The organism is Kribbella sp. NPDC058245, assembly GCF_042882005.1.
In the GTDB taxonomy this organism is placed as follows: Bacteria; Actinomycetota; Actinomycetes; order Propionibacteriales; family Kribbellaceae; genus Kribbella.
This window is the reverse complement of record NZ_JBHVWY010000018.1, coordinates 73,620-93,184: the sequence shown is the minus strand read 5'-3', so window position 1 is coordinate 93,184 and position 19,565 is coordinate 73,620. Positions and strand designations below refer to the sequence as shown.

General features: G+C 68.8%; 21 protein-coding genes and 1 tRNA gene. 14 read left to right on the top strand and 8 right to left on the bottom strand.

Annotated elements, in window-relative coordinates:
• Window positions 1-140: 140 nt before the first annotated feature.
• Both ACFVWG_RS34030 and ACFVWG_RS34025 read left to right on the top strand, forming a co-directional pair.
• Complete coding sequence (locus ACFVWG_RS34030) at window positions 141-758, top strand: PPA1309 family protein (protein ID WP_391547575.1); 618 nt, start codon at window positions 141-143, stop codon at window positions 756-758.
• Complete coding sequence (locus ACFVWG_RS34025; RefSeq protein ID WP_391547574.1) at window positions 755-3,709, top strand: UPF0182 family protein; 2,955 nt, start codon at window positions 755-757, stop codon at window positions 3,707-3,709. Before ACFVWG_RS34030 ends, ACFVWG_RS34025 begins: the two co-directional genes overlap by 4 nt.
• 86 nt (window positions 3,710-3,795) lie before the next feature.
• Here the strand turns inward: ACFVWG_RS34025 and ACFVWG_RS34020 are convergent, their stop codons facing one another.
• Both ACFVWG_RS34020 and ACFVWG_RS34015 read right to left on the bottom strand, forming a co-directional pair.
• Entirely contained in the window at window positions 3,796-4,317 is a 522-nt protein-coding gene (locus ACFVWG_RS34020) for a hypothetical protein (RefSeq protein WP_391547573.1), read from the bottom strand.
• 162 nt (window positions 4,318-4,479) lie between these two features.
• Window positions 4,480-5,445 (bottom strand): GNAT family N-acetyltransferase, encoded by a 966-nt coding sequence (locus tag ACFVWG_RS34015; RefSeq protein WP_391547572.1) that lies wholly within the window; start codon window positions 5,443-5,445, stop codon window positions 4,480-4,482.
• Between the two features lie 112 nt (window positions 5,446-5,557).
• Here ACFVWG_RS34015 and ACFVWG_RS34010 point away from each other — a divergent pair.
• From ACFVWG_RS34010 to ACFVWG_RS33975, 8 genes are all read left to right on the top strand, one after another.
• Window positions 5,558-5,634, top strand: a tRNA-Met gene (locus ACFVWG_RS34010).
• 199 nt (window positions 5,635-5,833) lie between these two features.
• On the top strand, window positions 5,834-6,220 hold the full coding sequence (locus ACFVWG_RS34005) for a response regulator (RefSeq protein WP_391547571.1): 387 nt from the start codon (window positions 5,834-5,836) through the stop codon (window positions 6,218-6,220).
• Window positions 6,221-6,307: 87 nt separating this feature from the next.
• Entirely contained in the window at window positions 6,308-6,862 is a 555-nt protein-coding gene (locus tag ACFVWG_RS34000) for a sigma-70 family RNA polymerase sigma factor (protein WP_391547570.1), read from the top strand.
• Window positions 6,863-6,878: 16 nt separating this feature from the next.
• The gene (locus tag ACFVWG_RS33995) at window positions 6,879-7,730 is read left to right on the top strand and encodes a response regulator (protein WP_391547569.1); all 852 of its coding nucleotides are present in this window, start codon (window positions 6,879-6,881) and stop codon (window positions 7,728-7,730) included.
• A gap of 10 nt (window positions 7,731-7,740) precedes the next feature.
• Window positions 7,741-8,367, top strand: a complete 627-nt coding sequence (locus ACFVWG_RS33990; RefSeq protein ID WP_391547568.1) for a hypothetical protein — start codon at window positions 7,741-7,743, stop codon at window positions 8,365-8,367.
• 64 nt (window positions 8,368-8,431) lie between these two features.
• Window positions 8,432-8,854 (top strand): hypothetical protein, encoded by a 423-nt coding sequence (locus ACFVWG_RS33985; RefSeq protein ID WP_391547567.1) that lies wholly within the window; start codon window positions 8,432-8,434, stop codon window positions 8,852-8,854.
• 13 nt (window positions 8,855-8,867) lie between these two features.
• Window positions 8,868-9,602, top strand: a complete 735-nt coding sequence (locus ACFVWG_RS33980; protein WP_391547566.1) for a DUF1275 family protein — start codon at window positions 8,868-8,870, stop codon at window positions 9,600-9,602.
• A gap of 94 nt (window positions 9,603-9,696) precedes the next feature.
• On the top strand, window positions 9,697-10,395 hold the full coding sequence (locus tag ACFVWG_RS33975; RefSeq protein WP_391547565.1) for a response regulator: 699 nt from the start codon (window positions 9,697-9,699) through the stop codon (window positions 10,393-10,395).
• A 70-nt stretch (window positions 10,396-10,465) separates the two neighbouring features.
• Here ACFVWG_RS33975 and ACFVWG_RS33970 read toward each other — a convergent pair whose 3' ends face one another.
• Entirely contained in the window at window positions 10,466-10,834 is a 369-nt protein-coding gene (locus tag ACFVWG_RS33970) for a response regulator transcription factor (RefSeq protein ID WP_391547564.1), read from the bottom strand.
• Between the two features lie 190 nt (window positions 10,835-11,024).
• Between ACFVWG_RS33970 and ACFVWG_RS33965 the strand changes: the two genes are divergently transcribed.
• The 4 genes from ACFVWG_RS33965 to ACFVWG_RS33950 all read left to right on the top strand — a co-directional run bounded on the left by ACFVWG_RS33965 (window position 11,025) and on the right by ACFVWG_RS33950 (window position 14,628).
• Entirely contained in the window at window positions 11,025-11,633 is a 609-nt protein-coding gene (locus tag ACFVWG_RS33965; RefSeq protein ID WP_391547693.1) for a DedA family protein, read from the top strand.
• A gap of 211 nt (window positions 11,634-11,844) precedes the next feature.
• Window positions 11,845-12,723 carry a hypothetical protein gene (locus tag ACFVWG_RS33960; RefSeq protein WP_391547563.1) on the top strand — a complete coding sequence of 293 codons (879 nt, stop codon included), beginning with the start codon at window positions 11,845-11,847 and terminating at the stop codon, window positions 12,721-12,723.
• Between the two features lie 48 nt (window positions 12,724-12,771).
• Window positions 12,772-13,740: an aldo/keto reductase gene (locus ACFVWG_RS33955; protein WP_391547562.1), complete on the top strand. Its 969-nt coding sequence runs from the start codon at window positions 12,772-12,774 to the stop codon at window positions 13,738-13,740.
• A 12-nt stretch (window positions 13,741-13,752) separates the two neighbouring features.
• Window positions 13,753-14,628, top strand: coding sequence for an NAD(P)-dependent oxidoreductase (locus tag ACFVWG_RS33950; protein ID WP_391547561.1), 876 nt, complete (start codon window positions 13,753-13,755; stop codon window positions 14,626-14,628).
• 2 nt (window positions 14,629-14,630) lie between these two features.
• Here ACFVWG_RS33950 and ACFVWG_RS33945 read toward each other — a convergent pair whose 3' ends face one another.
• The 5 genes from ACFVWG_RS33945 to ACFVWG_RS33925 form a co-directional block, all read right to left on the bottom strand.
• Window positions 14,631-15,725 (bottom strand): TDT family transporter, encoded by a 1,095-nt coding sequence (locus ACFVWG_RS33945; protein WP_391547560.1) that lies wholly within the window; start codon window positions 15,723-15,725, stop codon window positions 14,631-14,633.
• A 3-nt stretch (window positions 15,726-15,728) separates the two neighbouring features.
• The gene (locus ACFVWG_RS33940) at window positions 15,729-17,189 is read right to left on the bottom strand and encodes an MFS transporter (protein WP_391547559.1); all 1,461 of its coding nucleotides are present in this window, start codon (window positions 17,187-17,189) and stop codon (window positions 15,729-15,731) included.
• A complete protein-coding gene (locus ACFVWG_RS33935) occupies window positions 17,186-17,374 on the bottom strand; it encodes a hypothetical protein (protein ID WP_391547558.1) in 189 nt (62 codons plus the stop codon). The genes ACFVWG_RS33940 and ACFVWG_RS33935 overlap by 4 nt, the downstream gene beginning before the upstream one ends.
• A 62-nt stretch (window positions 17,375-17,436) precedes the next feature.
• Complete coding sequence (locus ACFVWG_RS33930) at window positions 17,437-17,706, bottom strand: hypothetical protein (protein WP_391547557.1); 270 nt, start codon at window positions 17,704-17,706, stop codon at window positions 17,437-17,439.
• A 31-nt stretch (window positions 17,707-17,737) separates the two neighbouring features.
• The gene (locus tag ACFVWG_RS33925) at window positions 17,738-19,423 is read right to left on the bottom strand and encodes a sodium:solute symporter family protein (protein ID WP_391547556.1); all 1,686 of its coding nucleotides are present in this window, start codon (window positions 19,421-19,423) and stop codon (window positions 17,738-17,740) included.
• Window positions 19,424-19,565 lie beyond the last annotated feature (142 nt).

Sequence of the window (19,565 nt, the reverse complement as noted above, 5' to 3'; positions counted from 1 at the left end):
TGCGGCGCCCAGGCACGCACCTCGCGGCACCGGGGAAACAGCCACGATAAAGAGCATCGAGGCAGCTTCTCCGTCACCACGATGCACGCACCTGAACACCGCCTACTGCCAAGCAACTTCAGACCCGGGCCACTAGCGGCATGGAATCCGTAGGCATCCTGCCCCCTGACGCGCTCAGCCGAGCGGTGATCGAGATCGAGAAGCACGTGAGCAGCGCGGGCTGGGACCAGCCCGCGCAGTTGTTCGCGCTGGTTCCCACTGACGAGCTGTTGCGGGCCGAGCCCCAGTTGGCCGCCGAGCTCGGGGCAGATGACGTGTCCCAGCCGCTCACCCCGGTGGCCCAGGGCGAGTTGCCCGGCGTGCTCGAGGACGAGCACCTGGCCGACGCCCTGGCCCGGATCGAATGGCCCGACGGCGTGAGCGGTTGCGCCCTCGCCATCGAGCGGATCGTCCTCCCGGCCGCGGCCGAGGCCGGCCTGTCGAGCGCCGACGCCGATGCCGAGGTCGCCCGGATGGCAGGCAGTGATCCACGCCGCCACGAGGTCCGGATGGTCGCGGCCGTTCTGCGCGAGGGAGACCGGTTCGGCGCGGTCCGGCTGCGCTCCCACGACGAGGACAGCGCCGTACTCACCGGCACCGACTTGGTCCCCACGCTGTGCGAAGTACTGTCATTGACATTCGAACCCTCCACCGGCGGCTGGCCGGGCGCGGGTCCTGGGGTCGACGGCAGCAGTGACGACGAGGAGAACCGACCATGAGCGACGGCGTCTACGACATGCCGGACGAGCCGCGCCGGGCGCGAACACCGGGGCGCCGTCCCCGGGCGTTGCTCCCGACGATCGCGACCCTGATCGTGCTGCTGATCCTGTTCAGCGTCTTCACCGACGTCTGGACCCAGCGTCTCTGGTACCGCTCGATCGACCTCGGATCGGTGTTCAGCACCGTCCTGGGCACCCGGGTGCTGCTGTTCGTCGTGGTCGGTCTGGTGATGGCCATCGCCGTCGTCGCGAATGTCGTGGTCGCCTTCCGGACCCGGCCGCGAGTGGCCCTCGCGCCGTCGCCGAGCCCCGGCTTCGAGCGCTACGGCGACCTGCTCCAGCAGCGCGGCAAGATCGCGATCGGAGTGGTCGCGGCGCTGATGCTGGTCTTCGGTGGCTCGGCCGCCTCGGGTGAGTGGAAGGTCTTCCTGGCCTGGCGGAACCGGACCCCGTTCGGTGTCACCGACCAGCACTTCAACAAGGACATCGCGTTCTTCGTCTTCGACTACCCGTGGCTGCGCGTCCTGCTCGGCTTCGGCTACTCGATCGTCCTGCTCTCGCTGGTCGCCGCGATCATCACCCACTACCTGTACGGCGGCTTCCGCCCGTCCGCGAAGGGGCAGAAGGCCTCGGGCTCGGCGCAGGTGCAGTTCTCGGTGCTGCTGGGGCTGCTCGTCCTGCTGAAGGCCTTCAGCTACTGGCTCGACCGCTTCGGCCTGACCACCTCGAACAGCAGGCTGTTCACCGGTATCTCCTACACCGGTGACCACGCGATCCTGCCCAGCAAGGAGATCCTCGCCGTCATCGCGGTGCTGTGCGCCGGCCTGTTCTTCGCGAACGTGGTCCGGCGGACGTGGCTGCTGCCCGGTGTCGGCACGGTGGTGCTGATCCTGTCCGCGATCCTGCTCGGTGCACTCTGGCCGGCCGCCCTGCAACAGGTGCGGGTCCGTCCGAGCGAGCCGGTGAAGGAAGCGTCGTACATCGACAAGAACATCAAGGCGACCCGGCAGGCCTACGGCCTCGAAGGTGCCGAGGTGGTCAACTACCAGGCGAAGACGACAGCGACCCCGTCGGAGCTCACCCAGGACGCCGAGGTGCTCCCAGGTATCCGGCTGATCGACCCCAGCGTCGTCGGCCCGACCTTCGAGCAACTGCAGCAGGTCCGTGGTTTCTACTCGTTCCCGACCGATCTGGACGTCGACCGCTACAAGATCGGCGGCAAGACCGCCGACACCGTGATCGCGGTCCGCGAGGTCGAGGTCGACCGGCTGCCGGCCGGCCAGCGCAACTGGAACAACGACCACACCGTCTACACCCACGGCTACGGCGTCGTGGCCGCCAACGGCAACCAGCGCGCCGCCGACGGTACGCCGGTCTTCTCGGAGAAGGACCTGCCGCCGGTCGGCCAGCTCGGCGACTACGAGCCGCGGATCTACTTCGGTGAGAAGTCGCCGACCTACTCGATCGTCGGCGGCCCGAAGGGCGGCCAGGCGGTCGAGCTGGACACGCCCGAGGGCAAGGTCGGCGGCGATCCGACCCTGAACACCTACGACGGCAAGGGCGGCGTCGGCATCGGCAGCTTCGGTAACCGGTTGCTCTACGCCACCAAGTTCCGCGACGCGAACCTGCTGCTGTCCAGCCGGGTCAACCCGGACTCGAAGATCCTCTACGACCGCACCCCGCGGGAGCGGGTCGAGAAGGCCGCGCCGTGGCTGACGCCGGACGGTGACCCGTACCCGGCGATCGTCGACGGCCAGGTGGTCTGGATCGTCGACGGCTACACCACCTCCGCGAACTACCCGTACGCGCAGAAGGTCGCCCTGGACGACAGCACCCGGGACACCACCACCGGCCGGGGCACGATCGCGCAGCAGCCGAGCGAGGAGATCAACTACATCCGCAACTCGGTCAAGGCGGTCGTGAACGCCTACGACGGCTCGGTCGAGCTGTATGCCTGGGACGAGGGCGACCCGGTGCTGAAGACCTGGATGAAGGCCTTCCCGAACACCGTCAAGCCGCGCTCGGACATCTCGCCGGACCTGATGGCGCACCTGCGCTACCCCGAGGACATGTTCAAGGTCCAGCGCGACCTGCTGGCCAAGTACCACGTGACGGACTCCACCACCTGGTACCAGAACAGCGACCTGTGGCGCGTCCCGGCCGACCCGACGGCGGTCCCGTCGAGCACCGATACGGTTCCGCAAAACCAGCCTCCCTTCTATCTTTCGCTGCGGATGCCCGACCAGCCGGAACCGAAGTTCTCACTGACGTCGGTCTACGTGCCGAACGCGGAGCGGGAGAACCTGACCGCGTTCATGGCGGTCGATGCCGACGCCTCGTCGAAGGACTACGGCAAGTTCCGGATCCTCCGATTGCCCGGCAACGTGCAGATCCCCGGTCCAGGACAGGTCTTCAACAAGTTCCAGACCGACGAGGGGATCAGAACGGCGCTGCTCCCGCTCAACCAGCCGAACAGTGGTGCGCGAGCACAGTTCGGAAACCTGCTCACGCTGCCTCTGGGCGGTGGTCTGCTCTACGTGCAGCCTGTCTACTCGGTGCGGACCAGCGGGCCGGGTAGCTATCCGGTGCTGCGCTACGTGCTCGTCTCCTTCGGCGATCGGGTCGCCTTCGGATCGACACTGCAAGAGGCGCTGACCAAGGTCTTCAACACCAGCGTCGATACGGGCGAGGACCCGGGCGGGACCAATCCGCCCCCGAACCAGCAGCCCGCGAACCAGACGATCAAGCAAGCCCTGGCCGAAGCCCAGGCCGCCTACACCGCAGCCCAGGCGGCCCTGCGCAACGGTGATCTGGCCACGTACCAGAAGGAGGTCGAGAGGATGAAGGCCGCGATCGACCGGGCCGCGTCGGCCGGAGCTGCACCGACGACGACCCCGAGCCCAACGCCGTCAACCACACCGACCAGTCCGCCGACTTCGCCGACCGGCTGACCTCTGCGCACGAAGTAGCTCCGCGAGGGGCGGTGACACCGGCAACTGTCGGGGTCACCGCCCTTTTCGTTGCCTACGGCATCGGATCAGGCCTCCGGATGGAAGCCCGTGGCGGTGTCGAGCAGGTCGCTCTCGGCGAACCGGGTGCGGTCGAGAGAGACCTCCGCGGCCACCCCGGGGGAGACGAAGTAGAACACCTCGTCCGCGGCGGCCAGACCGTCGTACGGGCCGATCTTGACCGGGCGCAGCTCCCAGCCGGCCGGGTCCTTCTCCTCGTACTCGACGAGGAAGGTCTTCAGCGCCTCGAGATCGGTGAGCTTCGCGCCGCGCAGCGTCTTGACGGTCAGGTCGACCTTGAACGCGCCCTCCGGATCCGGCCCGGTCTCCCAGACCCGGCTGTGGAAGATCACGTCCTCCCACTCGTACTCGAAGTCGCTCGGTGTCCCGATGCCGCCGGGGAGATGCTCGATCACGAAGCCGTCCACGGTGCGTGCCCTTTGCTCGATCGACGGGGAGACCGCGGCGTGCGGCGCCGAGGATCCGACGGCCGCCGCGGTGGCGGTCGTCCAGACACCCAAGGCTGCGAGGACCACCGCGCTCCGAAGCACGATACGGCTCAGACGTGGCACGGCTCGGGAACGAAGGGATGAACGCATCATGGTTGCCTCCTGGTCACCTCGGCACCGCACTCTTCCGCACGGCGCCTCTGCCCAAGAAGATGCAGTGATCGCTACCCGTTCCGGACGGGCGATTTCCGATCTGTGGACAACTCAGTGCCCGATCAGCCGATGCAAGCGGTGGAAGGTCTGCTGGAATCCGAGCGCCGGCCAGGCCCGTGACGACAACAGGTTCGTCACTCGCCAATCGGTGACGACCGAGGTGTAGCCGACCTCGGCAGACCAATTGAGTACCGCTTCACCGAGCGCTCGCCCGGCACCGAGGCCGCGCGCCTCGGGCAACACTGCGGCGAACCCCAGGAACCCGCCGTTGTCCGGCTGCGACAACCCGCTGTGCGTGCTGCCCTTCTCGATCGACGAACCGATCGACGCCCCGATCACCGAACCGTTGCTCTCGGCCACAAACGTCGCGTAGTCAGGATCGTCGAAATCCTCTTCCCACTCGTCCAGGGCCTCCTGCAACGTCGGCAGCGTGCCGGCGGAGAACACCGGCGAGAGGCCCTGGTGCTGCGGCAGCGCGAGCTCCAGTTGCGCGAGCACGGGGATGTCGTCGCGAACAGCACGCCGTACCGTCAGTCCAGGACGCGGCGGGATCGGCGTTTCGGGAACGGGGCGGATCGCGTGTGCCTGCTGCGAACCGAATGCCAGCCGGAACCACGCGTCGAGCAGTTCGGCGTCGTCCGGGACGAGGGTGTAGTGCGCGGTCCGTCCGTCGTCGACCCACTTGGCCGCGGCCGCGCCGTACAGGTCTCTGATGTGTTCTGCCGTTCGCACTGCGTGCCCGGCGGCCTCCACCCAGATGTTGGGTCCCCACACCGGCGACTTCTTGGGTGCCCCGAGCAAGTAGCCGGTCACCTCGCCACCGTCGCGCAGTACGGCGCCCGAGGCGTCTTCGGACTCCCAGAGCGCCGTCACCTCGGCCAGCGCACGCTGCGGGTCCTCGTAGCCGGCCGGCAGCAGCGGATGCCGCGTGCGATGGTTGCGATGCCGCTCGGCCAGCAGCGCGGCCGCAGCCGGCAGATCCGTTGCTTCGAACGGTCGGATGTCGAGTCGGGACATACCCGGACGGTACGCCGCGCCGCCGCCCTTGCGACACGGGATTTCGGGCCTACCGATAACTGATTTGGTTGCGCACCGGCGATCCTCTAGACTTCAACTCGTAAGGAAGCGGCGCGGGGTGGAGCAGCTCGGTAGCTCGCTGGGCTCATAACCCAGAGGTCATAGGTTCAAATCCTATCCCCGCTACCACGGAAGGCCCTCTGACCAGGCGACACGCTGGTCGGAGGGCCTTCGTCATTTCGTGCCTCTCCCGCGGCCTCGAAGGCAGTCCACTCCTGCGGAGCGGTGACGATGTGTTGTGGTCTCGTGACCCGGTGCGCGGACTGCTGATGCGAACTGTCCGGCTAGCCGGAATGCGCTGGGGGCCGAGCGGCGGCATGCTCGTGTCATGGTCTTGCGTTGCTTCCTCGTTGACGACAGCCCTCACTTTCTGACCGCCGCCCGGGCGCTGCTGGAGCAACAGGGTTTCCTGGTGGTCGGCACCGCCTCGACGGCCGACGAGGCCGTACTGCGCGTGCGGGACAGCCGGCCGGACGCAGTACTCATCGATGTCGAGCTCGGCGATGAGAGTGGCTTCGATGTCGCCCGCCGGCTCGCGCAGGAGACCGGCCTGGATCGATCGCGGCTGGTGATGATCTCCACCCATGCCGAGGTTGATCTCCGCGAGCTGATCGCGGCCGCCCCGGTCGCGGGATTCCTGCCCAAGTCGCGCCTGTCGGCCGCAGCCGTCCGCCGGCTCCTCGGCGACGGATCAGGGGCTGGGGATTCCAGCTAGCGGGCAGGCCGGAATTGCTGTCAGCGGGCCTGTCGCTGGGGGCTCACCGTGAAGACGGCGCCACCACCGCCGCGCGATGCTCCAGGGGTGCGATCAACTGCAAGCCCCCACGAGCTGAACGACCGCTTCGAGGCCGAAGCGGTCCCACTCCGTGCTCGCTTGTACGCCTCCGCTGTGCGGCTGACGGGAAATCCCGCCGACGCGGAGGACCTGCTGCAGGAGACGTACCTGCGTGCCTACCGGGGATTCTCGGGATTCGAGCCCGGAACCAATCTGACCGGATGGCTGTTCCGGATCCTCCGCAACACGTTCATCAGCACCTACCGCAAGGGGCTGCGCGAACCGCGAACCGTTCCCGAGGAGTGGTACCACAACACCTTCTGTGCCCAGCGCAACTTCGCGGCGTCCGCCGAGGCCGACGTGATCGGCGCGATCCCCAGCGCACGGCTTCTGGAGGCGCTCGCGGCGCTGCCCGAGGCATACCGCCAGGTGGTCCTCCTCTTCGATGTCGAGGGGTTCAGCTACCGGGAGATCGCCGGGATGGTCGGGATTCCCCTCGGGACTGTGATGTCGCGGCTGCATCGCGGCCGGAAGGCTCTGAAGGAGCGGCTGCGACCGCCCACCTGTGCACCGGCCGTGTGATGGGACGGGACGTCCGATGATGATCGACAACACCGCGCCCGACCGGCGGCACAGCTCGATGACAGCTCAGCGGTTGCTGCTGGTCGACAGCGATCCGCTGGTCCGGAGGCGGCTGCGACACGCCCTCGAGGACGAGGGATACCGGGTTCTGGAAGCCGCCAACGGGGCGGATGCGCTCAGGGCGTTGCGCCTCGAACCGCCGGACGTCGTCCTGCTCGAACTGATCCTGCCGGACCGGCACGGGTTCGACGTCTGCCGTGAGATCCGCCGCGACACCGACGTCGCGGTGATCATGGTGACGGCCCGGACCGACAGCCACGACGTCGTCGCCGGCCTGGAGTCCGGAGCCGACGACTACGTCAGGAAACCCCTTGTCGCCAAGGAGTTGTCCGCCCGGATCCGGGCGGTGATGCGCCGGATCGGGTCCGCATCCCCGCCGCCGTCGCGCCAGTTCACCGTCGGCGATCTGCGAATCGATGTCGACTCCCTGGAGGCGACCCGGGACGGCGTGCCGTTGCCGCTGACCAGGACCGAGTTCAAGCTGCTGGCCGAGCTGGCCGGTGCGGAGGGGGCGATCTGCAGCCGGGAGCACCTGCTGTCCAAGGTCTGGGGCTATGGCTACTTCGGTGACAGCCGGATCGTCGACGTGCACGTCCGCCGGCTCCGCCTGAAGGTCGAGCGCGACCCCGCGACTCCGCAGCACCTGGTCACCGCCCGCGGGCTGGGCTATCGCCTGAAGGCGGCGCAACTGCCGCTGAAGGTCGCGGAGCAGCTCCACCAGACCGGCGGACCCGGCGTCTTGAGGGCACCCCCTCCCCTCGGCGCCGGGTCTGCCGCTCCATCGCGGGTCGGACGACGAGAGCTCTGAGAGGTGTGGAATGGACTCGAGGCATCGCGGCCGCCCGCTGACGGCGTACCGGCTGCTGTGGAGTGGTGTGTCGGGCGTGTCCGGCGTAGTGGGCCTCGCGGCGGGAGTGTTGCTGGTGCCGCGGGACCTGATGTTCCCGTTGCTCTTCCTCGCCGGTCTGATCGGATCGATCGTGGCTGCCACGGCCCGGTCGAAGGAGGAGGAGGCCACAGCGGCCGCCAAGGCCTGGCGAGGCATTGCCGTCGCCGGCGCGGTGATCGGGGTGATCATCGCGTGCGCGGGCTATGCCGTCCTCCTCGGGCCGGCTGGTCCGTTCTGGGCGGTGTTGCTCGGTGTCACGTCGCCACCCGCGCTGCGGTGGTTCGGTCGCCGACTGGGGCACGTGCCGGGCAGGCGTTACAACGGCTTGCTCACGACGGCCGAGCTGTGCAGGCGGTGGCAGGAGAGTTACGAGGCGCTCCGCGTTGCGACCACGCCGCAGGCCCGGCTGCGCATCGTCGAAGCCAGGCAGCACTATTTGGACGAACTCGAACGACGCCATCCCCGCGGACTCAACGCCTGGCTGGGAGACAACGCCAGCGCCGCCGGCGATCCCAGCCAATTCCTGGCCGGCGAGGACGGTGGAGATTCCCGCTAGCCGGTAGCCGGTGTGGACGCCCGCCCGGACGACAGGTTGTCCGGTCCGGATCATCGTTGAGGGTATGGAGGCTGCATCCGGCATCACCGCAACGCGATGGGATGACACGGTCGCTACCGTCAAGGCGCTCCTGTTCGAGCGTCCGCCGGCCGAACCGGCCGGACGGCTGGTCGCGGGCCGGTACCGGCTTCGATCCCAGCTCGGACGTGGCAGCATGGGGATCGTCTGGCTGGCCCAGGACGAGGTGCTGGATCGGCCGGTCGCGGTCAAGCAAGTGATCCGGGCCGCCCTGTTCGCCGCGGTCGAGGGCAGGCCCCCGTTCAGCCGGGTCTCGGTCGTCGCCACGCCGGCCGCTGTACTGGAGGACGCGCCGGGACCGTTCGTGCACGCCGGCGCGCTGCGTCCGGTGATCGAAGGGCTGCTCGCCAAGTTGCCTGACCGGCGGCTCACCGTCGAGGCCGCTCGCAGCGCCCTCGGCGCCGATTGATCAGGAGATCTTGATGATCCGCACTCTGCGAGAGGCGTGGCATACCGCCGTACCGGAGCCCGACGACCCGCATGGTCCGCTGCAGCCACTGATGCTCGTGCTCACCGTCGTCACCGGATTGGTCGATGCGTTCAGCTACCTGGCGCTCGGCCACGTCTTCGTCGCGAACATGACCGGCAACGTCGTGTTCGGCGGCTTCGCGATCGCCGGCGTCGGCGGATTCTCACTCGTCGCGACGGTCGTCGCGTTGGGAGCCTTTGCTTGCGGAGCCCTGCTCGGCGGCCGGCTGATTCGCCTCGGCGAGGCGCACCGAGCGGGCATTCTGTACCGCGCGCTGGTGGTGGAGGTCCTCCTCGTCGGCGCGGCGTACGTCCTGGCTGAGGTGTCGGCTGCGCCCGGACAGGACGGCACCCGCTATCCGCTGCTCATCCTGCTCGGCCTCGGTCTGGGGATACAGAACGCCGCAGCCAGGTCGTTGGCCGTCCCGGACCTGACGACGACCGTGCTGACGCTCACCATCACCGGTACGGCCGCTGACAGCCGGCTTGCGGGCGGTCCCGGCTCCCGGGCCGGCCGGCGGCTGCTGTCGGCGGCAGCCATGTTCCTCGGCGGCCTCGTCGGGGCGCTTCTCCTGCACGGTGGCCGGGCCGCAATGGTGCTTCTGATCGCCACTGTGTTGCTCGTGGTCGTCTGCCTCAGCGCCCGGCGGCTCGCCCGGTCCCGAGAGCCGTGGACCGCGGTTCGCTGATGCCGGTTCGGCGGGCGGTCGTCCGGTCAGCCCCCAGCAGGGATTCCTGCTGGCCGGAAGACCCGGCGGTCCGGCATGCGGGATACTGCTTGCCATGACGCAAGGGCCGTCCCACCAGAATCAGCACAGCGACGAGGTTGCGCCCGCGGCGCGCGTTCTGCTGGCCGAGGACGATGTCCTTCTCCGTGCGGGCCTGGCCAGTCTGTTGCAGCGGTCCGGGTTCGAAGTGGTCGGCCAGACCGGCGACAGCGTGTGGATCCTGCCGCTGGTGCGCGAGTTGAAGCCCGATCTCGTCGTGGCCGACATCCGGATGCCGCCGACGAACACCACCGAGGGTCTGGACGCCGCCCGGGAGATCCGCTCGGAGTTTCCGGAGATCGGCATTCTGGTGCTGTCGGCCCATGCCGAGGTCGAGCACGCGATGGAACTGCTGGCGACCGGTCAACGGATCGGCTACCTGCTGAAAAGCCGGGTGACGGACGTCGACGAGTTCATCGAGACACTCGAGCGGATCGTCCGCGGCGGCTCGGTGATGGACCCCGCTCTGGTGCAGGAACTCGTGAGCGCGCGGCGGCGCAACGACCCGCTCGCCGGACTGAGCAGCCGTGAGCAGGAAGTCCTGGCGCTGATGGCCGAGGGACGGTCGAACGCTGGTATCGCCCGGCGGTTGTGGGTGACCGAGGGCACCGTGGAGAAGCACGTCCGGCACATCCTGGCCAAGCTGAGCCTGCCGGAGACCGACGACGACCACCGGCGGGTGCTCGCCGTGGTCGCCTTCCTCGAGTCCCGCTGAGGGTCAGGCTCGAGTCCCGCTGAGGGTCAGGCTCGAGTCCCGCTGAGGTCAGGCTCGAGTCCCGCTGAGGTCAGGCCGAGCGCCCCAGGACGCCACGGATGGCGCCGGCGGACAGCCTGGTCTTGGGCAGGAAACCGGCGACCGGGCTCGCCGAGACCAGCTCGGCATAGTCCTCCTCGGCGTGGGTGGAGACCAGGATCACCGTGGCCGGCTCCAGGCCGGTCTCGCGGGTCAGCCGCCGGACCACGTCGAAGCCGCTCTCGCCGCCGAGGTCGATGTCGACGAGAGTGACGTCCGGTCCGAGTTCGCGGGCGAGCCGGACAGCGTCGTCCCCGTTCGTGGCGACGGCCACGACCACCATGCCCTCACGCTCCAGCAGACCGCGAGCAGCCGACAGGAAGTGAGGGCTGTCATCAACGATCAAGCAGCGCAACTCCATGGGTTCAGCATGTCAACCGTCCGCTCTTCGGACAATCCGGCTAGCTGCACCAAGGTGTCGCCGGGCCCGGGATTCCTGCTACCGGGTACCCGGTGGCAGCGCTGGCGGTAAAGAGGAACGCGGGGCGGACTGGCACCGTGGAGGGCGTGGACCACTCGATCAGCAGGGGCCGGCAGCGGGCCGGTTGACGGTGCTCGGATTCCTGCAGCAGCTCGGCGGACACCTCGGGGCGTGGTTCTACGTCATCGCGGGCGGTCTCGCCTGTGCCGAGGCCGCCGTCATGGCCGGGCTGGTGTTCCCGGGCGAGACGGCCTTGCTGGTGGCGGGATTCGCCGCCCACCAGGGCTGGATCGCCTTGTGGCCGATGGTCGCGGTCGCCGTGTTCTCGGCCGCCGTCGGCGACAGCATCGGCTACGAGGTCGGCCGCCGGCTCGGACCCGGACTGCGCTCGTCCCGCCTGGGCCGCCGGGTCGGTGCCGACCGATGGCGGCGTGGCGATGACTTCCTTCAGCGGTACGGCGGACGCGCGGTGCTCCTCGGCCGATTCACTGCCGTCCTGCGTGCCCTGATGCCGGGGATGGCAGGGATGGCCGCGATGCCGTACCTGCGCACCTTCCTGCCGTGGAATGCCGCTGGCGCGCTGATCTGGGGCGCGGGCTGCGTGCTGCTCGGCTACGCCTTCGCCGCGTCGTTGGCAACGGTGGCCAACGCTCTGACCTATGTGCCGCTGCTACTGATCGCAGTTGCCGTGGCCGTCGTCGTCCTCCGGATCCGCAGGAAGCGTCGCCAGGTCCGTTGAGCACAGCGGCTTACCGCCAGCCGGTACGGCGAATGGCCGCTCGCCGTGACGATTTCCGGACGTTCCCGCGACACCGTTGAAGGGACGGAGGAAGTGCGCCCGCGCTGGCCGGAAGGGAATGATCGTGGTCATCGGATCGAGGTCGAGGGTCAAGGCGTTCTGGCCTGGTCGGACGCTTCGGCGCTGGACCGCGATGGCGCGCAGGCCCGCGGTGATATCGACCCTCCTGCTGTCCGTGACGGGGTACGGGATCAGTCCGCAGGCGCAGCCCGACCGCCATCCGCCGCAGCCGGCGACGAAGGCGGCCCGGGTGGCGAAGACGCTGGACGCCGCGACGCCGGCCGAGCGGGCCCGGGTGCAGGCGACGCTGGCCGCGGCCGGTCCGGCGGAGCGGCCGTATCTCCTTCAGGCGTTGGCGGCTGGACACAGCGCCGCCGAGCTCGTCACGTTCGCGCGGCTCATCCACGGCAAGAAATCCCAGTGGCTGCGCAGACATCTCGATCTGATCGACCCCGACGGCTCGCACTGGGTCACGTACCGGTTCTCTCCGGTGGAGCAGGCCGACAACACGAGCTGCGGGTCCATGACAGTGCTGATGGCCCGAGCAATGACTGATCCGCTGTACGCCCTGTACCTCACCACCGGCGACAGCGCCGATCGGGCTGCTGCGAGCGCGGAACAGTTCCAGGCACGGCTGACGGCCGAGGATCATCGCATCCACGCCGCGACCAACCGCTTCTGGCCGCAACGGCTCGGCTCGACACCGGCCGGCCTGACCACCGAGCTGAACCGGCACGCCGACGCGCTGGGAACCCGGTACGAGTCGCGACTCGTCATCGGGACCGGCGGCTCGTCGGCGCTCGGGGACGCGGTCAGGGCCGCCACCGCCGGTCAGCCGGTGCCGGTACTGATCGGGGGCTGGATCCCGCGGCACTACGTCCTGCTGATCGGCCGAGAGGGTACGGACCTGCTCCTGTACGAACCCGGCTACGCGGCGGTGGATCGCGTCAACGCGCAGGACTTCCTCGACGGAAAGATCGACGTGCTCGGATTCCACCACATCTACGCCGTGGTCACCCCCGCACGGTGAATCCCCTGCCGGTGGCAGGAAGCAACATCGGACAGAAAGGAAAGCAGCATGCGACAGGTTCGACTGGGACAGACCGAACTTCGGGTCTCCACGATCGCGTTCGGGACCTGGGCGTTCGGTGGCGACTGGGGCGCCGCCGATCTCCAGGACAGCAAGGACGCGATCCATCGCGCCGTGGAACTCGGCATCAACTTCTTCGATACCGCGCAAGGTTACGGGTTCGGCGTGTCCGAGCGGCTCCTCGCCGAGGCGTTGCGGGAGCGGACCCGTCGTGACGAGGTGGTCATCGCCACCAAGGGCGGGTTACGCCCGGACGGCGACCGGGTGGTGCGTGACAACAGCCGGCGATGGCTCCGTGAGGGTGTGGAGTCCAGCTTGCGCAGCCTCGGAACCGACTACATCGACCTCTACCAGGTCCACTGGCCCGACCTGCACACCCCGCCGCAGGAGACCGCGGCCGCGCTCGAAGAACTCGTTGCCGAAGGCAAGATCCGGCACGTCGGCGTGTCCAACTACGACGTCGGGCAGCTGCAGGCGCTGAGCCACTTCGGGCGAGTAGAGACGCTGCAACCGCCGTACCACCTGTTCCGCCGCGACATCGAGTCGGCCGTGCTGCGCTACACCTCCGCGCGTGACCTGGGTGTGCTGGTCTACGGACCGCTGGCCCACGGTCTGCTGTCGGGCCGGATGAGCGCCTCCACGACGTTCGGCCCCGACGACTGGCGCAGCAAGAGCCCCGACTTCACCGGCGACACCTTCGGCTGGAACCTCACCGTGGTGGAGCGGCTGAAGGACCTGGCGCGGGCGCGGGACGTCACCCTGCCTCAGTTGGCGGTCGCCTGGACCCTCGCCAACCCGGCAGTCCAGGTCACCATCGTCGGCGCACGCCGGCCGGCCCAGCTCGACGAGACCGCCGCGGCGGCCGAGCTCGAGCTCTCCGAGACGGACCTGCAGGAGATCGACACCATCATGAAAGACGCCCTTCCGGTGTGGGGTCCGCACCCGGAAGGCATCTGAGAGGAGTACGCAATGGCGAAGCTGGCATTCATCGGTCTCGGCCTGATGGGGACACCCATGGCCACTCGGTTGCTCGAGGCCGGTCATCACGTGACCGTGTGGAACAGGACCGCTGGGAAGACCGAACCGCTGACCGACCGGGGCGCTACCGCCGCGGCGACGCCGATGGAGGCCGTCGCGAGTGTCGATGCCGCCATCACCATGGTGACCAACGCGGCAGCGCTCGAGCAGGTGGTGTTCGGCGAGAACGGGGTGGCCGCCGCACTGGCACCGGGCCAGTTGCTCATCGACATGTCGACGGTGGGTCCGGACGCAGTGCGCTCGATCGCCTCCCGCCTGCCGGATGGCGTCGTCGTGGTCGACGCCCCGGTACGTGGCAGTGTTCCTCAGGCGTCAACGGGTCGGCTGGCCGTCTACGTCGGCGCCGACGAGGACGGCTTCGCGCGTGTGCAGCCGATCCTCGCGCCACTGGGCACACTGCACCACGTCGGCGAGCTGGGAGCCGGCGCAGCCACCAAGGTGGTGGTGAACTCGACGCTCGGCGCGGCCATCGCCGCCTTCGGTGAGGCCCTTGCCCTCGGCGACGACTTCGGACTCGAGCGTTCCGTGGTACTGGACGTGCTGGGCGACACTCCGATCGCGAGCACTGTCGAGGCCAAGCGCGCGAATGTTGAGTCCGGCAACTATCCTGCCAACTTCAAGCTCAGTCTGGCCCTCAAGGACCTGAACCTGGTCGTGCAGATCGCCGGTCGGTCCGGCCGGCGGCTGGACCTGGCCGAGGCCTCACGTGACTGGCTCCAGCAGGCCGCCGAAGCCGGCGCCGGCGATCTGGACTACTCGGCCGTCATCCCTACGATCACCGCACGCACCCCGCCGGCCCGATCGTAGCGTCAGGGCTGTCCGACGGCTGATGCGGCCGGTACTGCGAAGAGGGTTCCGCGGACGCTGCCGCGCGCGGTGCGGAGCGCGACGGTGATCCAGGCGGCGACGAGGCCGACGTAGAAGACCACGGCTGCCACGTCGAACAGGTCCGATGCGGTGTGCAGGGCGAGCTCGGACGTACCCAGGACGCAGGTGCCGACGGGGAAGGTGAAGGACCACCATGTCAGGGAGAACGGCAGGCGATGGCGGGCGGTACGAACGGTGATGGCCCCGGCGATCGCCCCCCACAGCAGGGCGAAGCCCCAGACGGGTACGCCGTACACGACGCCGAAAGCCTGCAGGGCGGTCGAATACGGGGCCGGCAGGGCTTCGTGGGCGACACCGCCGAGCAGGTTGGCGGCGGCGATCGACTGGCCCAGCGGCCCCAGCACGATCCAGAGGGTCGGCACCATCGCCGCGTCGCCCGTCTTGTAGACGGCGAGGCGGTACCAGATGAGGGTGATCGTGACGATCGAGGCGAGCAGCGACAGTCCGAACATCGCGTAGCAGGCCAGCAGCAACGCGAGCCGGGCCTGGCCGGCGGGCGCGTACGGTACGAGCAACGCGCCAGTGGAGGCGGACACCATCGGCGGCACGATCGACATCAGCCAGCCGCCGAACGCGCTGTCGACCTTCACACGGTGGCGAGTGAACATGACGTACGGAACGACCGCCGCCGCGGCCAGTCCGGTCACGGTGCCGATCGACCACAAGATCCAGTCGATGTCGACGGCAGTCCGCAATCCCAGGACGTCGCGGCCGAGCAGGATCGTTCCGGCTCCGACCGTCAGTACGGCCATCGGCGGAGCGCCGTAGAAATGCGCCATTACCGGGTTCAGGAGATGGCGTCGCGCGGCGCCGGGGTCCCGCGCCCACGAGATGCCGAACGCAACCGTGAGGGCGACCAGGAGGACGGCGGAAAGAGCCCAGATGGCCAGCGCGCCCGTGTGCAGGCCGGGCGGCTGCCACGGCAATGACACAGCTGCGACCGCGACGATTCCGGTCCCCATGATCGACGCGTACCAGTTCGGGGTCAGGTTGGAGAACACCCGCGAGACATGCATTTTTCATCCCTCCTTGCCGACGGCGGGTGCCGCACGGCGGTGCCGACGGAAGTCGGCGACAGCTATCAACAGGGCCAGGAGCATGAGAGCGGCGGCGCTCAGCAGGGCGTCCGACACCGCCTTCTGGTAGGCATGGCCGGATCTCGTGAGGACCTGGTAGAAGATCGTCGCCAGGACGGCGGTACCGATCGCCGAGCCGATCCGCTGGGCGGTCTGCAGAGCGCCACCTGCCGCACCGGCCATCCGCACCGGGACGTGCTGCAGTGACAGCGTGACGTTGGGGGAGGTGACCATGCCCCCACCGAGTCCGGCGACCAGCAGCGGGCCGGCCACCGCCCACTGCGCGGCGTCTCCTGCGACGTGTCGCAGCAGGAGCGCGGTGATCACCAGACCGGCAATCGTCGCTGTCAGGCCGAGCACGGTCAGCAGACGGCCGAATCTCGACACCAGACGCCCGGCGATGGCCGCGGAAGCCGCGACACCCAGCGCGAACGGCGTCACCGTCAGGCCGGAGCGCAGCGGTGAGTAGCCGGAGCCGTCCTGGAAGAACAGTGCGAGGACGAGCCAGATGCCGGTGAAGCCGATGAAGTAGACCAGGCTGATCAGAGAGCCGGTCGCGAAGCCCGGGGTGCGGGCCAGCCTTGGGTTGAGCACCGGCTCCCGCCCCCGGCGTACGGTCCGGAGTTCCCACTGGGCGAAGGCGGCGAGCAGCAGTACGGCTACGACGATCAGCCACCAGTCGTGGCTCAGACCGTTGCTCTCGGCATCCACCGCCGGGAGGAGCAGGCAGAGAACGCCGGCGCCGAGCAGCAGTGATCCGATGAGGTCCAGCTGGAGCTTGGGCCGGCTGCCTGTCGACCGTGCTGGAATCCATCGCGTGGCCAGGAGGAGCGCGACCACTCCGATAGGCACGTTGACGTAGAACACCCCGCGCCAGGCATCGGGACCGGCGATCAGGGTGATGATCAGCCCGCCGGCCACCGGACCGGCCGCGGTGGCCAGGCCAACCGTGGCACCGAGGACGCCGAACGCCTTGCCCCGCTCGGCTCCCTGGAAGAGCTCCTGGATCAATCCGGAGTTCTGCGGCAGCAGCATGCCGCCGGCGACGCCTTGCAGCAGCCGCGCCGCGATCAGCAGTCCGATGGTCGGTGCCGCACCGGTGAGAGCGCTGGTCAGCACGAACGCGGTCAGGGCGATCAGGAACATTCGGCGCCGGCCCAGCACGTCGCCGAGCCGGCCGGCCGGTACGAGCGCCAGTCCGAAGCTGAGCGCGTACCCGGACACCACCCACTGCGTGGTTCCAGCCGACACACTGAGCCCTCGTTCGATGGACGGCAGCGCCACATTGACGATGCTGACGTCGAGCAGCGCCATGAACGCCGCGAACTGGGTGACCGCCAACGTCCGCCAGCGCATCGGATGGACGGACGCCTCGGACGCCGACATCGCCTCCATGCCGCTCATCCAGCCACGGGCCGACAGGGGATGCCGTACGGCGCGAACACCTCGTGCAGCAGCCGGTCGCTGGCTTCGTCGTACCGAACTGTGTAGACGCCTGCCCGGCGGAGTTGCTGGATGGTCAACGCGACGCCTGTTGTGCGGGCGACGTGCAGCTCGACGGACCGGTGCATCGCTAGAACAGTCGGCATCATGGATCCCTGCCGAGAGGACTGCCAGATCCGCAGCCACAGTGGCCCTGTCATGTCCGCGGTCATGCGCCGGTCACCGGCCGCAGGCGTGACCACACCAGCAGGACGGTCGCGAAGACGGCCATGACGACGCCGGCCCACACGTTGGCATGCACGCCGCCGGTCTTGGCGAGCTCGCGCGCCGAGTCCGAGACGAGGCCGACGACGACGAGTACGAGGCCGTAGAACCCGATCAGCGCGCCGACGACGGTGCGGATGTCGAAGACCCTGGCCTTGGGTGGTACGGCGGCATCGTCGTCGTGCGTTGACGGGGCGGCCTGTTCGTTGCTCATGTCGAACTCCTTCGGTGGAGGATCATGGTGCTCAGCGGAAGACCACGTTGAGTGCGATCACGAGGACCAGGGACAGGCCGGCGAGCCTGGCCGGGGAGCGGTACCAGGCCAGCCGCCCGGCGAGCGGATCGGTGCGCTGCTCCTTGGGGGTCTGCGAGTACACGAGCCCGGCGAGCTCGACCGCGGGCTTGGGGGCAGTCGCCAGACTGACCAGGACGCTGACCACCACGTCCACGACGAACGCCACCCCGGCGGCGACGAAGGCCGCGCCCTGGCCGGGCAGGTTGATGATGCCGACCAGGTTGACCACCCAGATCGCCACGGCGCCGACCGTCCCGGAGACCAGGCCCACCCAGCCCGCGGTGGCGGTCATCCGCTTCCAGAACATGCCGATGATGAAGGTCGCGAACAGCGGGGCGTTGAAGAAGCCGAACAAGGTCTGCAGGTAGTTCATCAGGTTGCCGTAGCCGGACGCGATGGCCGCGGTGCCGATGGCCAGGACGGTGGCGCCGACGGTGGCCCACCGGCCGACCTTCAGGTAGTACCCGTCGGGCCGGTCCTTGCGGACGTACCGCTGCCACAGGTCGTAGCTGAAGACGGTGTTGAAGGCGGACACGTTGGCCGCCATCCCGGCCATGAAGGCGGCGAGCAGGCCGGCCAGCGCGACACCGAGCAGGCCGTTGGGCAGGATCTGGCCCATCAGCAGCATGATCGAGTCGTTGTAGCTGACTCCGCCGGCGGCGCCACCCGCCTTGAGCTGCGCGATCTGCGGTACCAGGACCCCCGCGATCATGCCGGGGATCACCACGATGAACGGCATGAACATCTTCGGGAACGACGCGAGCACCGGCGTACTGCGCGCCGCCGACATCGAGCGGGTCGCCATCGCCCGCTGGACCTCGACGAAGTTCGTCGTCCAGTAGCCGAACGACAGCACGAACCCCAGCCCGAAGACGATGCCGATCACCGACAGGACCGAGTTGCTGAACCCGGACAACTGGTTGCCCGGCCACGAGCTCAACTGCGCGGCGCCACCGCCGACGGCGACCTTGACCTTGCCGATCAGCCCGTTGACCCCGCCGACCCGGTGCAGGCCGATCAGCGTGAGCGGCAGCAGGGCCGCCACGATGACGAAGAACTGCAGGACCTCGTTGTAGATCGCCGCCCGCAGGCCGCCGAGCGTGATGTAACTGAGCACGATCGCGGCCGCGACGATCAACGCGACCCACAGCGGCCAGCCGAGCAGGGCGTTCACCACGGTGGCCAGCAGGTACAGGTTGATGCCGGCGATGAGGATCTGGGCGAGGGCGAAGCTGATCGCGTTGACCAGGTGGGCGCCGGGGCCGAAGCGCCGGAGCATGAACTCGGGGACGCTGCGCACCTTCGACCCGTAGTAGAAGGGCATCATCACCACGCCGAGGAAGAGCATGGCCGGTACGGCGCCGATCCAGTAGTAGTGCATCGTCGGCATGCCGTACTCCGCGCCGTTGGCGGACATGCCGATGATCTCGACCGCGCCGAGATTGGCCGAGATGAAGGCCAGTCCGGTGATCCAGGCGGGCAGTGACCGGCCCGAGAGGAAGAAGTCGAGGCTGTCGAGGACCCGGCGGCGAGCCGCCCAGCCGATCAGCACCACGACGACGAAGTAACCGAGGATCAGGACGTAGTCCACGGTGTCGGCGCCGATTTTCAACCCGTTGTCCACAGCTATCAGCATTCGCGGAGCGGTCGCTGCCGGCATCGCGACCAGCGGCAGTATCGCGTGCCTGCCAGGAGGAAGCCCGCATCCCTGCTGGCGGGTGGCACAATCGGGTACGTTCGGCGGGTCCGTCGCAGGAGCCTGCGGCGAGCGAACGGCG